General features: G+C 68.8%; 12 protein-coding genes. 5 read left to right on the top strand and 7 right to left on the bottom strand.

Annotation, left to right across the window (positions count from 1 at the left end):
* Window positions 1-13: 13 nt before the first annotated feature.
* From ABGB18_RS38805 to ABGB18_RS38795, 3 genes are read left to right on the top strand one after another with little or no spacing between them, the layout of a single operon-like run.
* Entirely contained in the window at window positions 14-130 is a 117-nt protein-coding gene (locus tag ABGB18_RS38805) for a DUF6069 family protein (RefSeq protein ID WP_347700734.1), read from the top strand.
* 19 nt (window positions 131-149) lie between these two features.
* Complete coding sequence (locus ABGB18_RS38800; RefSeq protein WP_347700668.1) at window positions 150-506, top strand: YciI family protein; 357 nt, start codon at window positions 150-152, stop codon at window positions 504-506.
* 6 nt (window positions 507-512) lie between these two features.
* Window positions 513-1712 (top strand): RNA polymerase sigma factor, encoded by a 1200-nt coding sequence (locus ABGB18_RS38795; RefSeq protein ID WP_347700667.1) that lies wholly within the window; start codon window positions 513-515, stop codon window positions 1710-1712.
* 220 nt (window positions 1713-1932) lie between these two features.
* Here the strand turns inward: ABGB18_RS38795 and ABGB18_RS38790 are convergent, their stop codons facing one another.
* The 3 genes from ABGB18_RS38790 to ABGB18_RS38780 form a co-directional block, all read right to left on the bottom strand.
* Window positions 1933-2271 (bottom strand): hypothetical protein, encoded by a 339-nt coding sequence (locus ABGB18_RS38790; protein WP_347700666.1) that lies wholly within the window; start codon window positions 2269-2271, stop codon window positions 1933-1935.
* A 360-nt stretch (window positions 2272-2631) separates the two neighbouring features.
* Window positions 2632-2913 carry a heme-binding protein gene (locus ABGB18_RS38785; RefSeq protein ID WP_347700665.1) on the bottom strand — a complete coding sequence of 94 codons (282 nt, stop codon included), beginning with the start codon at window positions 2911-2913 and terminating at the stop codon, window positions 2632-2634.
* Entirely contained in the window at window positions 2853-4385 is a 1533-nt protein-coding gene (locus ABGB18_RS38780) for an MFS transporter (RefSeq protein WP_347700664.1), read from the bottom strand. The genes ABGB18_RS38785 and ABGB18_RS38780 overlap by 61 nt, the downstream gene beginning before the upstream one ends.
* 634 nt (window positions 4386-5019) lie before the next feature.
* On the opposite strand from ABGB18_RS38780, the gene ABGB18_RS38775 reads away from it, so the two are divergent.
* A complete protein-coding gene (locus tag ABGB18_RS38775; RefSeq protein ID WP_347700663.1) occupies window positions 5020-6117 on the top strand; it encodes a calcium-binding protein in 1098 nt (365 codons plus the stop codon).
* A gap of 91 nt (window positions 6118-6208) precedes the next feature.
* On the opposite strand, the gene ABGB18_RS38770 is transcribed toward ABGB18_RS38775, so the two are convergent.
* The 3 genes from ABGB18_RS38770 to ABGB18_RS38760 form a co-directional block, all read right to left on the bottom strand.
* Entirely contained in the window at window positions 6209-7885 is a 1677-nt protein-coding gene (locus ABGB18_RS38770; protein WP_347700662.1) for a chitobiase/beta-hexosaminidase C-terminal domain-containing protein, read from the bottom strand.
* Window positions 7886-7915: 30 nt separating this feature from the next.
* Complete coding sequence (locus ABGB18_RS38765) at window positions 7916-11902, bottom strand: ThuA domain-containing protein (RefSeq protein ID WP_347700661.1); 3987 nt, start codon at window positions 11900-11902, stop codon at window positions 7916-7918.
* 82 nt (window positions 11903-11984) lie between these two features.
* Entirely contained in the window at window positions 11985-12947 is a 963-nt protein-coding gene (locus tag ABGB18_RS38760; RefSeq protein WP_347700660.1) for a multicopper oxidase domain-containing protein, read from the bottom strand.
* 459 nt (window positions 12948-13406) lie between these two features.
* Here ABGB18_RS38760 and ABGB18_RS38755 point away from each other — a divergent pair, with 459 nt between their 5' ends.
* Entirely contained in the window at window positions 13407-13571 is a 165-nt protein-coding gene (locus ABGB18_RS38755; RefSeq protein WP_347700659.1) for a hypothetical protein, read from the top strand.
* A gap of 45 nt (window positions 13572-13616) precedes the next feature.
* Here the strand turns inward: ABGB18_RS38755 and ABGB18_RS38750 are convergent, their stop codons facing one another.
* Entirely contained in the window at window positions 13617-14903 is a 1287-nt protein-coding gene (locus tag ABGB18_RS38750) for a sialidase family protein (RefSeq protein WP_347700658.1), read from the bottom strand.
* Window positions 14904-14945: the final 42 nt, after the last annotated feature.

Here is a 14945-nt window from a genome sequence, read left to right as displayed (position 1 = left end):
CCGCCGCAGGTCACTGGTACCGGATGGGCTCGTGGAAGCGTCGGCGGCCACGAAGGTGCTGCTGATGCTGACGCATGTGGTCGCCGCCGCGATCGTGATCCCGGCCGTCGCCCGCCGCCTGTCCGCCTGATCCCGCGAAGGAGTTCGCCATGAAGCAGTACCTGCTCGCCGTCCAGTTCGACGAAAGCGCGCCGTTGCCGCCCGAAGGGGAAATGCGGGAGCAGCGGGCCCGGACGGCCCAGGTCACCGCCGACATGCGGGCCGCCGGATCGTGGGTGTTCGTCGGCGGCCTGCTGTCCTCGAACGCCACCATGGTCGTGCACCCCGGCAACGGCACGACCACGATGACCGACGGCCCCTTCGCCGAGACGAAGGAGCAGCTCGGCGGGTTCTGGGTGATCCGGTGCGACGACCTGGACCAGGCGCTGGCCTGGGCGGAGAAGTGCGCGCTGGCCTGCGGGTGCCCGATCGAGGTGCGCCCGTTCGAAGACGCGCAGGGAGCATGAGCACGGATGGATCTGGACAGCGTCTACCGGGCGGAGTACGGCCGGTGCGTGGCCACGCTGACGCGCCTCCTCGGTGACATCGGGCTCGCCGAGGAGGCCGTACAGGACGCGTTCGCGGTGGCCGTCCAGAAGTGGGACGAGCTGCCGCCCAATCCCGGCGCGTGGATCGTGACCACCGCCCGCAACCGGGCGATCGACCGCCTGCGCCGGGAATCCACCCGCGAGGCCCGCCACGCCCAGGCGCTGCTGCTGCACCAACCCGACGAGCCTGAGGAGGTGGGACCGGTGCGCGACGACCAGCTCCGCATGATCTTCACCTGCTGCCACCCGGCGCTGTCGCCGCTCGCGCAGACCGCGCTCACCCTGCGCCTGCTCGGCGGGCTGGAGGTGGCGCAGATCGCGCGGGCCTACCTGGTGCCGGAGACGACCATCGCCCAGCGGATCGTCCGCGCGAAGAAGAAGATCCGCGACGCCGGCATCCCCTACCGGGTGCCTGACGCCGCCGAGCTCCCCGATCGGCTGACCTCGGTCCTCACCGTGCTCTACCTGGTCTTCAACGAGGGTTACACCTCGACGTCGGGGGAGTTGCTGCGGACGGACCTGTGCCTGGAGGCGGTTCGCCTGGCGAGGGCGCTCGCCGAGCTGATGCCCGACGAGCCGGAGGTGATCGGGCTGCTGGCGCTGCTCCTGCTCACCGAGGCCCGGCGGCCGGCGCGGGTGGGGCCCTCGGGCGAGCTGGTGGTGCTCGCCGAGCAGGACCGGGCGCTGTGGAACCGGGAGCTGATCGCCGAGGGACATGAGCTGGTACGGCGGTGCCTGCGGCGTGCTCAGCCGGGGCCGTACCAGTTGCAGGCCGCGATCAACGCCGTGCACACGGACGGGCCGGCGACCGACTGGGCGCAGGTGCTGGCGCTCTACGATCAGCTTCTGCAGCACACCCCGACCCCGATCGTGGCACTCAACCGCGCGGTCGCCGTCGCCGAGGTGCACGGACCGGCGCTGGCGCTGGCCATCGTCGACGAGCTGGACCTGCCGGGCTACCACCTGCTGCCCGCCACCCGCGCGGACCTGCTCACCCGCCTCGGCCGCACCTCGGACGCCGTCGCCGCCTACGACGAGGCCATCACCCTGGCCACGAACGACACCGAACGAACCTTCCTGCGGACGCGACGGGCACACCTAACCGACCCCTGGGCACCGGCGTAGACCGCTGATACCCGGCAACTGAGAGCGGTGCCAACCGCGCCTGGCCCCCGGATCGGCCTCGATCGTTCCGACTCGCGTGAGGGCCTGGGAGGGCCGGGGGTTTCGCCGAGCCGCTGGAGGGCGAGTTGCGCAGCGGCGATTCCGACCGCGGCGAGCAGGCCGGGCGCGGCGGATGGGCCTGTGGCGACGGTGAGGGTGCCGCCGATGCGATATGCGAGCCTCAGCGCTTGGCGGTGAGGCTGAGTACAGCCTTGGAGTCTGACAGCGAGACGACGGTGACCCGAATGCCGTTGATCTGCATCCACCCGCCCTTACTGACGTAGCCGCCCGACCAGGAGCTCGCTCCCGCGCCACCCCCGCTCGAACTGTTCGCGGTCACGCCGTTGGAAGAGAAGCCGACGCGCAGCCTCTTCATGTGGAAGCGGGGGTGCACCGGGAACGAGACGCTCTTGGTGATCGTGATTTTGCACTTGCCGTCGTAGCAGGCGCGCAGGTTCGGCTTGTCCGCGGAGGTTTCGGAGGTTGAGGCGGCGGCCGGAGAGAGACCGCCGACGACCACGGATGCGGCGATGGCCAGGGCGGTAATGATACGGGGGACATGTTAACTCCTCGTCTGTACGGAGTGTGTCATCCGTCGAGTATGTGTATTTTCTCCGGGACCGGTCCCGGATCGCGGACCGACTCGGCGCCGGCCCCGCCTTCACCGGCGGCCCACTGCTCCGCCAGCAGACGCCGTGCACGGCCGGGGTCACGGCCGTCCTGATCCGCCTCGATGTAGTGACCCACGCCGTCGCGAGTTGCGACGACCCTGCGGTGCCGCTCGGCCGGGGATCGTCGATCTCGTCCCAGGGCACCTGCGTCCGTCCGCTGCTCTGGTGTCGGCCGGCACCGGGCCGTGCGCGGTGCCGGCCGACGCGGCTCAAGGGCGGGCGGTGATGGCGGCTGCACCCGCACGGGCGATGATCAGGTCCTCGTCCCCCATTCCGCCGCTGACGCCGATGGCGCCGATCGGTGTGTCACCGGAGATCAGCGGGAGGCCGCCGGAGAACAGCGCCATGCCGGGCTGGCCGGCGAGGCTGCTGACCAGGACGGTGTCCTGCTTGATGGCCTCGGCGAACTCGTGGGTGGGGGTACGGACGGTCAGCGCGGTGTTGGCCTTGTTCCGTGCGACGTCGGCGGCGACGACGGCGGTTGCGTCCATCCGGGAGAGCGCCAGGATGTGGCCGCGCTCTTGGCCGTGGCGCGGGAGCGGAAGAAGGCGGCTACCAGCGCCCCGGCCGCGAGGCTGGCCACGGCGCCCACGAGTACCGACAGATGCATGCCGTCGAGGACGTTGCCGATGCTCGCCTCGACGCCGGCGGCCGTGCCGGTGCCGTAGAGCGCGACGGCGGCCAGGACGGGAGTGCCGAGGGTCAGGGCGATCTGCTGGCTCATGGTGCTCATCCCCGTGGCCAGGCCCTGCTCCTCGTCGGGCAGGCCGGAGGTGGCGATGACCGTGTAGGAGACCAGGCCCATGGCGTGGCCGAAGAACGCGACAGCGACGGCGGTGAGGACGATGTAGATGCCTGTGGCGCTCTCGTTCACGGTCAGCAGCCCCAGGATGCCCAGGCCCTGGATGGTCAGGGCGGTGACGAGGGCCGGCTTGCCCCCGATGGCGCCGATCACCCGGGGGGCGAGCAGCCCGCCTGCGATGGCCGCGATGCTGGACCCGCCGAACGCCAGCCCGGAGGCGAGCGGCTGGTAGTCGAGTACGTCCTGCAAGTAGAGCGTCATCTGGAAGACGACCGCGCTGGGCATGCCGACGACGATGATCCCGGCGAAGTTGCCCCAGCGGACGGTGGGTCGCCTGAGCACGCTGACCGGCGCCAGCGGGTGCGGGCTACGCAACTCGATGAACCAGAAGGCGACCAGCAGTGTCGCGGCGAGGACCAGGCAGCCGATGACGACGGGGTCGCCCCAGCCGTTCTGCTCGGTCGCGGAGATGCCGTAGACCAGGCTCACCAGGCCGCCGGTGACCATGACCGCGCCGGGAACGTCGAGGCGGCTGCGGATCCGCTCGCCGGTGTCGCTCAGGACGCGCGGGGCGATGAGCACGATGAGCACGACGACCGGCAGGTTGATCAGGAAGGCCCAGCGCCAGCTCAGCAGTTCGGTCAGCACGCCGCCGAGCACAGATCCGAGCGCGAAGCCGCCGGTCAGCAGGGTGCCGTTGAGCCCGAGGGCACGCCGGCGGAGCGGGCCTTCCGGGAAGGCCGTGGTGAGCAGCGACATCGCGGCGGGCGTGGCCATCGCGGTGGCCAGTCCCTGCCCCGTACGTCCGGCCAGGAGCATGCCCGGCGACTGAGCGAAGCCGCCGACCAGTGACGCCACCCCGAGGAGCAGCATCCCCGCCAGGAAGAGGTTGCGCCGGCCGAACAGGTCCGCGATACGACCGAACAGCAGAGTGAAACCCGCGGCGGGCAGCATGAATCCCGTAACGATCCACTGCAGGCTGCTCAGCTCGAAGCCGAGGTCGGAGCCGATGGCCGGCACAGCGATATTGAGCACCGAGAAGTCGACCGCGAGCATGAACTGGGCGCCGAGCAGGAGAACCAGGATCAATACGTGCCGGGACGTCATCCGATCCTCGGAGGTATCGCCCCGCGTCTGTCCGCCGTAATCGAGTTCGGTCATCGCTTTCCTCTCCTCTGGGTGGAGCCAACGGGAACAGGAACACCGGCGGGCGGAGGCCGGTTGCAGGCATCGGCGTGGTGGCCGCGATCATGGGCGTCGCCGAACTGGTGATCCCCACGCTCGTGTTGCCACGGCTCGTCAGGGGGCCCAAGATGAGTGTTTGCCAGATAATAAGCCAACGCCTATCATATGCGTGTACTTATTATAAGCCCGGTAGCAGAGGTCGATCTCGTCGTACACGGCAACGCGCAGACTCCGTAACAGATGACTGCGATATTTGCCGGTCGGCACGCCGCTCCGTAAAGGGCTGACCCGGAGAATAATACAAGCCCGCTGTCGCCCCAACTACAGAATGCGGAAAAGGGACTCCGGGGAAGTGTAGCGGCAAAGAATGGTCGCTCATCTTCATGATCCCGAATGTGCTAGAGTGCGGCACCGTCCGGACGGCGCCATAAGTGCGCCGTCCGGCTACAGGGATCCCCGGCGCATCCTGACACGTTGCCCAAAACCCGTCTCGCCAACTCCGGCGAACGGCATGGTGAGTTTTCCAACGCCTGAGGTATGTGGAAAGTCGCCTGATCCCGCGCCTGAAAATCGGAGATACCTGATCTCCCCGCAAAGTAAAGGACGACATATGAAGGTCAGAAAAGCCGCACTGTGGCTGGGAGCCGCGGTATTAGCCGCGGGGCTCACAGCGGTTCCATCCGGCAGCGCCATGGCGGACGTGGACCCGCTCGACCCCAACACCGGCGATGTCTGGCTCGACTCGGCGGGAGTCCTGTTCTTCCACGGCGGCTACGGGGACAACCACGTCCGGATCATCCCGGACTCCTACGGCCGGGTGCGAGTCATCGACGACAACTACCCGATCTTTCCCGGTGGCGGCTGCACCGACGTCACGGACAACGAGGTCCAATGCGATGCGGGCGCTACCGGCCTGTACGTTGACGGCCACGGAGGCAGCGACACGATAGTCAATCTCCTGCCGACGAAGGACAAGCTGGATGCCCGCCTGTTCGGCGGTTGGGGAAACGACGTCGTCTACGGTGGACCCGGAGTGCAGTGGGTCTCCGGGGGCCTCAGCCCGGAGGACCTGCGCGCCAATCGCGGGCAACCGGAGAAGGGCAACGACCAGCTCTTCGGCGGCTGCGAGCAACAGTGCGCGGACGGCGGAGACCTGATGGAGGGCTCGGACGGTAACGACGCCCTTGACGGCGGACCGGGCGACGACGAGCTTCGGGGCGGACTCGGCACCGACACCTACAAAGGCGGCACCGGCGACCACGACATGGTGAGCTACGGCGAACACGGGGAGTCGGTGAAGGCGTCGCTGAACGGCCTGGCCGACGACGGCGCGGCGGGTGAGCTGGAGAACATCCCGGGCGACGTGGAGGACCTCTACGGCGGCTGGCAGAGCGACACCCTCATCGGCAACGAGGCGGACAACACGCTGAACGGCGGCCCTGGCGGTGGCGACATGCTCATCGGCATGCAGGGCGTCGACTGGCTCTATGGCGGTTCCGGCTACGACAAGCTCTACGGCGACTTCAACGACAGCCGTCAAATGGGCGAAGGCGACTACCTCTACGGTGGTGCGGGCAATGATCTCCTCGTCGGTGAGTGGGGGCTCGACCACGCCCGCGAGTACGACTACGACGAGGGTGCCGACACCTGCGTGTCCACCGAGTTCGTTGACTACGACGCCTGCGAGAGCACTCTGTCCTGGCCGTAGTGCTCCTTGACCACACACGGTCGCCCTGGCGGTCGTGAAACGCACGGAAACCGGCGGGCGGCCTTCGAGAGAGGCCGCCCGCCGGCAGGGGTCACGTGCCCTTACAGCTCTTGCCCGGCTTCGGGCAGTCCGGGCCGGGCGTCTCCCGGTCCGGTGCGGCCTTGACCAGCATGAACCTGGCCGTGCCGACAGCCGAGGTGTTCCCGGCCTTGTCTGTGGCCCGGTAGGTCACGGTGTGGGCGCCCGGCTGGTTCACCGCGAGCGGCTGGGCGTACACCGCGTACGGCTGGCCGTCCAGCGAGTACTCCACCGTGTCCACCCCGGAGTCGGCGTCGGTCGCGGTGAGCGTCACCGTGGCGGAGCCCACGAAGTTCCAGGCCCAGTCCATGTTGCCGGTGATCCGCGCCGTCACCTGCGGCGGGGTGGTGTCCTCCTCCTGAGGCGCCACCACGGTGAATGTCACCGAGCCCACCGGTGAGGTGTTCCCCGCCTTGTCGGTGGCCCGGTAGCGCACCGTGTGCGCGCCCACCTGGTTGACCGACACCGGAGCCGAGTATGCCGTGAAGGCGCCGTTGTCCAGGGAGTGCTCCACCGTGTCCACTCCGGACTCGGTGTCGCTCGCGGTGAGGGTGACGGTCGCGGCGCCGACGTAGTCGCCGTCGTCGTCGCGATCGCCTGTCACCTGGGCGGTCACCTGCGGGGGAGTGGTGTCCTCCTCCTGAGGAGCCACCACCGTGAATGCCGTCGTGCCCGGTTCGGAGGTGTTCCCCGCCTTGTCTGTGGCCCGGTAGGTCACGGTGTGGGCGCCCGGCTGGTTCACCGCGAGCGGCTGGGCGTACACCGCGTACGGCTGGCCGTCCAGCGAGTACTCCACCGTTCCCACCCCGGAACCGGCGTCGGTCGCCGTGAGGGTGACGGTCGCGGCGCCGACGTAGTTGCCGTCGTCGTCCCGGTCACCCGTCACCTGGGCGGTCACCTGCGGGGGAGTGGTGTCCTCCTCCTGGGGTGCCACCACGGTGAATGTCACCGAGCCCACCGGTGAGGTGTTCCCGGCCTTGTCGGTGGCCCGGTAGCGCACCGTGTGCGCGCCCACCTGGTTGACCGACACCGGAGCCGAGTACGCGGCGAACGCGCCGTCATCGAGCGCGTACTCCACCGTGTCGACCCCGGACTCGGTGTCGCTCGCGGTGAGGGTGACGGTCGCGGCGCCGACGTAGTTGCCGTCGTCGTCCCGGTCACCCGCCACCTGTGCCGACACCTGCGGCGCGGTGGTGTCCGTGCCGCCGCCGTCGGTGACCACCAGTTCGCCGACCATCTGGCCGTGACCGGGAATCGCGCAGAAGAAGCGGTACTTGCCCGGAGTGAGGTTCACCTGCGCCTGGTGCCGGCCGCCGTTCGCGTCGAAGGGGCTGGCGATGATGTTGAGGCTGACATCGTGGTTGTAGCCGGGCGTGGAGACGTCGAAGGTCAGGGTGTGCGTCATGCCGGTGGTGTTACCGGTCGCCGCACTGTTCTCGAAGACGATGGTGGCGGGCCCCGCCGTGGCGGTGTCCGGCGTCGACTTGTACGCGGTCATGCTGTTGTCGGCCGTCCAGGTGAGCACCTGGTCCGCCTGGGCCGTCAGTTGCGCGCGGGGCCGCGCGTCGGCCCGGACCGACGACAGGAAGAGCGCGGGAAGCGCCACGGTCAGCAGCACCACGGCCAGGCCCGGCGCCGTGGCGGCGGCTTGGAACGTCCTGCGTAAAGCATGGATCAAGCGGACATGCATGGGATCGATGCACCTCTCGATGGGACCGGACTAGAGTTCGCGCAGGCGGATGTTGCGGAATTCGATCGCGTCGTTGTTGCTGTGGTTCTGCAACCCGACGAACCCGCTGACGAACTGGCGCAGGTCCGTGGGCGGGTCGCCGGCGCGGGACGACGCCTTGCCCGGCGTGTTGTCGAACTCGTTGATCACATTGCCGTTGCGGATGATCGTGTAGTGCTGCCCGACCACCCGGACCTCGTAGTCGTTCCACGTGCCCTTCGGGGTGACCCCGGCCTTGTCCAGGCCCGTGGCGGAGAAGTTGTAGACGGAGCCGGTCTTCTGCGGCTCGCCCGTGTCGCCGTCGTAGATCTGGATCTCGTGACCGCAGAAGATCGCGACCCAGGCGGGCGACGTACGGGCCGAGCCGACCGTTCCGCAGCTTCCCGCGGGACGTTGCTCCAGCGGCGTTCTCGGGTCGGGGAAGCGTACGAAGACTCCGCTGTTGGCGCGATTCGGGTCGGGCGCGACGTCACGGAACTGCAGCCTCACCGAGAAGTCGGCGTACGCCTTCTTGGAGTACCACAGCATTCCGAGACCGCCAGAAGCGCGGATCGTGCCGTCCGGCTGCAGATTGAACTGCCCCGAGGGGGCCTGCGTCCACCCCTGGAGCGACTGCGCCGTCCCGTCGAAGATGGTCTCGTATCCGTTCGTCCTGCCGATCTCGGACTTGGCGGCCGCCTGCTTGAGCGCGGACGCCTCGCGGTTGTCGATGACGCCGTCCTTGCGGGCCTGGTTCACCACGTCGTTGAGGTGGCGCACGAACTCGCCGTGGTTCTTCCAGTCACGCTCGTCGTCGATCAGGTCGTTCAGCGTGCAGCCGCCACCGGCCGCGCGGTTGGTCACGCCGGTGTCGGTGTCGAGCAGCCGGACCGTCGGCCGGGCGTCGGGGGCGGCGCATCCGACCTTGACGTCGATCGTGCCGGTGGCCGCCTCACCGTCGGCGTAGGTGACCTTCAGCGTCGCCTTGTAGGTGCCGAAGTCCTTGTAGGTGTGCGTGGGGTTCGCCTCCTCCGACGGCTTGCCACCGTCGCCGAAGTCCCACTCCCACGACACGCCGCCGGCCTTCGTGCTGGAGAACGTCATCGCCTTGGGGTCGCTCTGCCGGACCGGACGCGCCACGGCCGCGCTCGGGTTCGGCGTCGCCGGACCACCCTTGTACGCGATGCGGACCAGCTTCTGGTTGGGGTGCAGGCTGAAGAACCCGCCGGCGTAGTCGAGCATGTAGAGCGCGCCGTCCGGCCCGAACTTGGCGTCCATCCACGACTGGAGCTGGGCGTTGCCGCCGCCACCCGGGATGATCTGACGCAGGTCCTCGCCGAACACCGGCCGGCCCGCCTCGGGCACGGTCTTCGGGTCGACGGTCACCGCGACGCGGTTGTTGCCGTTGGACTGGTCACCGATGAACCACTTGTCCTCCCAGTACGCCGGCCACGCCACACCGCTGCCGGTGTCGACCTGGGAGCGATGGTAGGTCGGCCCCGACATGATCGCCTGGCCGCCGCCCTTGAGGTAGGGAATGGTGAAGGTCTCCTCGCCCGGCTGGTACGTGGGCAGGCCGCTGCCGTCGTCCCGCTTCGGGTAGACCGGGCCGCCGCCCTGCGGCGAGTACCAGATCATGTTGGAGCGCGCCGGCGGGATGTCGACGAGGCCGGTGTTGCGCGGTGAGGTGTTCTTCAGGTTGTCGCAGTCGTACCAGTCGGCCGGCTGGGTGGCGTCGGTGTTGCTGCGGTCACGATAGGGCTGCTTGTCGCCCATGCAGTACGGCCAGCCCTGGTTGCCGGCGGACGTGAGGATCGTGGCGGTCTCGTACTTGGCGGGACCCCACATCGGGCTGGGACCGCCGGCGTCGGGGCCGACCCATCCGGCGGTCAGCCAGTCGTTCACGTTGTCCCAGGCGATGCGCGCGATGTTGCGGACGCCCATCACCCAGATCTCCGGGCGGGTCTTGCCGCCGCCCTCCTCCTCCCCGGTGAACAGGTTGCCCTTGGGGATGGTGTAGCTGCCGTCGGGCTCCGGGTGGATACGGAGGATCTTGCCGTTGAGGTCGTTGGTGTTGCCCGCGGTACGGCGGGCGTCCTGGAACGAGAGGCCCATGTAGTTCGCGGTCCAGTTGTTGCCGGAGTAGCCGCCCGAGCCGCCGGAGGAGTTGCTGTCACCGGTGCCGACGTAGAGGTTGCCGTCCTTGTCGAAGGCCATGCCGCCACCCGCGTGGCAGCAGCTGTGGATCTGGGTGTCCCACTGCAGCAGGTCCTTGCGGGTGCCCTGGTCGATGGTCTGGCCGGCGGCGTCGTAGGTGAACCGGGAGACCGTCCGCTTGCCGATCCGCCGCTCCCTGTCGATCGACTCGTGCGGCATCCAGTAGACGTAGACCCAGCCGTTCTGCTCGAACTCGGGGTCGAGCGTGATGCCGACCAGGCCCTCCTCGTTCTTGACCAGTTCGTCGCCGCTGCCGCGGTTGCCCATGACGGCCAGCGTGGTGAGGAGCTTGACCTGTTTGGTCTCCGGGTCCCACTGGTGAATGGTGCCGCAGCCGAGGCCGACCTTGGGGTCGTTCCAGTCGGCGATCGGGCCGGTCGCGCAGGCCGCCTTGCCGATGTAGAAGACCTTGCCGTCGGGGGCGATGGTCAGGCCGTGGGGCTCGCCGATCTGGTCGAGCCGGCCCTGCTGGTTCTGCGCGGTCAGCCGTTCGACGGTGTAGTTCGAGGCGATGGTCGCCTGGCAGTCACCGCGTACCAGGCCGGCCGCCCACCGGATGGCGCCGCCGAGGTGGCTCTGGAACTGCTCGTCGCCGGTGTAGCCGGCCTCGGTGCCGCCCATACCGGTGTAGAACGACCGGCCCCCGTCGTAGTCACGGCACCACGAGACGGGGTGGAACGCGCCGTTGCCGTTCAGGCCCGGGTCGTACGTGTGCTCTCCGACCTGCGCGACCGTGTGGACCTTGCCCAGCGGGTTGGGGCTCCAGTTCATCCACGTGTCGGTGCGCTTCAAGGTGAAGGGCAGCCCCTTGTTCGCCGGGTGCCGGCGGTCGACGAGGTCGACGACGGCCTTCTGCGGCTTGCTCTCCGGGGGCTCTCCGGCGGTGGGGCCGAACAGCCGCAGCTCGGCGAGCTGGGTCAGGGGCTCGCCGCCGTTCGCGGTGACGTTGAGCCGGTAGTACTGGTACGCCGTGCTGTTGTCGAACGTGTATTCCTTGGTCAGGAACCGCTGGGCGAAGCTCTCCCCGGTCCGCCTGTCGAGGTCGGTCCAGCTCGTACCGTTCTGGGAGCCTTGCAGGGTCCAGTCCTTCGGGTCACGTCCGGGGGAGTCGTTGGCGGACGTCAACGCGTAGTGCGCGATCGCGACCGGCTTCTCGAGCTTCCCCTGGACCCATCCGGTCGGCGTCCGGACCAGCCACTTGGTGTCGTTGCTGCCGTCGAACAGCTTGTCCTTCGTCTCGTTCGGCGGGTTCTCGCCGCTGGCGGCGCTCTCCACCACCTTCTCCGGCGGGGGGAGGCTGCCGGCGGGGCGGGTGCCGATCAGCTCCGTGAACCAGGCCGAGTCCGCCTGGGCACGCGCGGCGTCGTGGACTCCGACGAATCCGCCGCCGCTCCTGATGTAGGCCTGGAAGGCGGCCAGTTGGCCGTCGTTCAGCGCCGCGCCCTTGGCGGACAGGAACACCACGCCGCGGTAGCGCGCCAGGTTGTCGGTGCTGAAGACCACCGGATCCTGCGACGCGTCGATGGAGAAGCCGTTCGTCCTGCCCAGTTCCTTGATCGCCTCCGTGGCCTGCTCGACCGGGTCGTCCTGCTGGTCGGCCGGACCGTGGAAGACGAGCACGCCGGCGGCGCCCTTTCCGGGCGGCTTCGGGGCGGCGGCCTGCGCCTGGGCGGGCAGGGCGACGGGGGTCGCCAGCCCGAGGATCAGGAAGGCGCCCGACACCGTGGTCAGCAAGCGGCGCCAGGCGGGTGGTCGGGGCGGTAAGAGGGCTTTCCGGCCCATCGTTCGCTCCTTCGGGTTGAGGGTGATTCGGACCTGCTGGGGAAGAGTTGAGGGTTCTGCCGCGGCCGGGTCCGGGGCCGCGTCAGTGATGCGCGCCCGTCGGATGGCCCGGGTGGCCGGGGACGTTCCCGTCCGCGTCGGTCACCATGAAGATCCCGGCCATCCCCATGTCGGAGTGGCTCTGGACGTGGCAGTGGTACATCCACGGTCCCGGGCCGACGCGCTCCCCGGCGATCACCTGGAAGCCGAACGACTCGGCCGGTCCGGTGATCTTGGTGTCGATGATCCGGGTCTGGTCCTTCGGGTGTTCCAGCAGGCCGGTGCGGTTGTCGGCCCAGCGGTGCCCGTGGATGTGGAACGTGTGGTAGAACTCGCCGTGCGTGATCACGATCCACTCCACCCGCTCGCCGAGCTTCGCGACGAACTCGGGCGCCTGGTGGGCCGGCTGGTTGTTGATCGACATGTCGTTGAAGACGACGGTGAACTGCTTGTCCGGCCTGACGTCGCCCTTCCGGCGGACCACCAGCGGCCCATAGAGCCCCTGCCGGATGCCCCCCGTGCCGTGATCGGTCCCCACGACGTGATCGTGGTAGTGCCAGTAGCCGGCGCTGCCGGGCTCGACGCTGCCGCCCGGACGCCGGCCGGGCGCGTGGGTGCGCCAGGTGTAGGTACGCCGGCCGCCCGGTTCCACCACGCTGTTGGTCAGTCTGGTGCCGTCGTTGGCCGTGTCGTAGTCGACCCCGTGCACGTGCAGGCTGGCCGGCACGTCCAGGGTGTTGACCATCTCGATCTCGAGGGTGTCGCCCTCGACCATTTCGATGAGAGGGCCGGGGATCGTGGGCTTGCCGGGCTCCAGGCCATAGCCCAGCCGGCCGTCTGGCAGCCGCTCGGCGTAGAGGGTCATACGGCGGACGTTGCCCTTGCCGGGCTTGTCCTCAGGCTTGTCGATGGCCGCTTCGGCCTGGCCGGCCGCCACTAGCGGTGCGACCGCGGCGAACGCCGCGGAGGCGGTGAAGGCGCGCCGGGAGAACAGACTCTTCGCCATGCCTCTGCCTACCTCGGTCATGGTTCCCCAATCGGGTGACGGCGCCCCACTCGCATGAGGGCAGGGTGCAGCTGCTCGTGTGCGTTGGGAGCGAGGGTGTAAGCGTGGGACTTACAGGGGGTCGAGGGTGCTGGTTAGGGGTGACTTCCGATGAAGTACGCGCCTGTTTCGGCCAAATGTCAAGAAGTAGCGGCGAAAGTTGCGATATTTCCACATAAATTCGGCCAAACGTACGCCCCATTCCCTGCCCGCCACCCCATCCGGCGCGCCCTCCACGCCTGCTACCGCGACGATAGGCCGAGCATCGATCGCCTTCTGCCTGTCGTCGACAAAAGTCACTCCGAGCATCGCGGCTCGTGCCATGCGCCTGATTCGACCCTCGCTGAGGATTGGGTGTCCATCACGCCGGTCGGGCTTGTCCGACTCGGTGGCCCGTTCCGGTTCAGCTCGTCGGCCTTTGTGGCTTCACCCTGTGGCGCCGAGCCGGGCGACCTGGGCCGCCCGGCGCCGATGGGACCGGCCCACGCCCGCGCCGTCCTCGCCACGGTCGTGGCCGGGCACGTTGCCCAGGCCACGACGGCGAGCACCAATCCGCGCACCACCGTCCTCAGCTACCGCGGCTGACCACACAGGCAGAAATCAGGACGGAGGGGGAGTAGGGCAGGACGGTTACCCCAGCGGCGGTTCTGGGCGGCCGTTGGCAACCCAGGAGGGGTGGAAGCGGCGGAAGATGATGCTCATGTTCTTGTCGCGGCCTGAGCTGTTCTGCTCGCCCCACTCGATGGCCGCACCGACCTGCCCGTCGGCGGTCTGCAGCATGCTGGAGTAGCCGCCTTCGACTCCGTTCGTGTTCGGCCCGCCGTCCCGGCCCTTGGGTCTGGGCGCGGGAAAGTCGCCGACCAGGCGGGTGTACGGCCAGCCGACGCCATCGTCGTAGCTCATCCAGACGCGCATGGGGGTCCGGCTCCGGGAGTCGCCGCCCGGGTGCGGGCCGAGGAACAGGATCCGGTTCGGCGACCCGGCGAAGCGCAGCGTCGAGGCATGGCAGTCGGGATCGGGCAGGACACGGCCGCCCGGATCGAGGTGGTCGGCGTAGCCGGAGAAGCCGCCGTCGAGGGTGCCGGTGGAGACCAGCCGCTTGAGCAGCGGCGGATCCGCGGCGTTGGCGAACCTGGCGCGATCGTTGCGATAGAGGTCGCCGCCGAACCGCTGCAGGATCGTGGCCTCGTCGGTCTTGGTGACGTCGGCGTTCGTCAACTCCTGGTAGTGCCAGTCGCTATCCCCGAGCCGTTTGTAGATGTTGCGCCACTTGGCCGGGATGACCAGGGTTCCGTCGGCCATCTTGATGCCGGCGCCGGGGCCGATCGAGTCGTTGAACCATCTCCGGTGCAACGGATCGCTCGGATCCTTGTGCGGTTTGAGTGTGCCGGTCTTCTCGGTGAGGGTCCAGCCGCCGGTGGGCAGGCCGTTGGCGTCGGTGGCCGCCGAGGCCACCCACACCGTGCGGTCGTCCCAGCTGTCGAAGTCGCCGACGCTCGTCCAACCGGCCGCCATCCGGTTGAAGAACAGGTAGATGGTCTGCCCGTCGAAGACCGCGGTGGGGTTGCCGACGGCGTCCGGCCACCCGGTGGCCACCGCCTTGATCCCGGACCAGGTGCCAGGTTTGCCGGAGTCCCTGGAGGCCTTGTAGATGAGGTCGATGTTGCCGTAGTCGTCGTTGTCACCGACCCGTCCTTCGGTGAAGGCGATGACCGTGTTCCCCTTGGTACGGATCACGGCCGGCGCGCGGAAGGAGTGGTAGTCGACCCGGTAGGTGCCGCTGACGTAGGCCTCGTTGCCTCCGTCGAAGAGCACTTCCGCGGAGGGCGCGGGCGCCGCCTCGGCCGGAGTCGCCACGAAAAGGCTCGCTGCGACCAGCGGGACGAATGCGAGCGATTGGACACGTAAAAGTCTCACGCCCGAACGTTACAAATGATCTGTTGTTGGTGGGAATCTGGG

This window comes from Nonomuraea sp. B12E4 (genome assembly GCF_039871825.1).
Classification (GTDB): Bacteria; Actinomycetota; Actinomycetes; order Streptosporangiales; family Streptosporangiaceae; genus Nonomuraea.
This window is presented reverse-complemented; position numbering and strand designations above follow the sequence as displayed.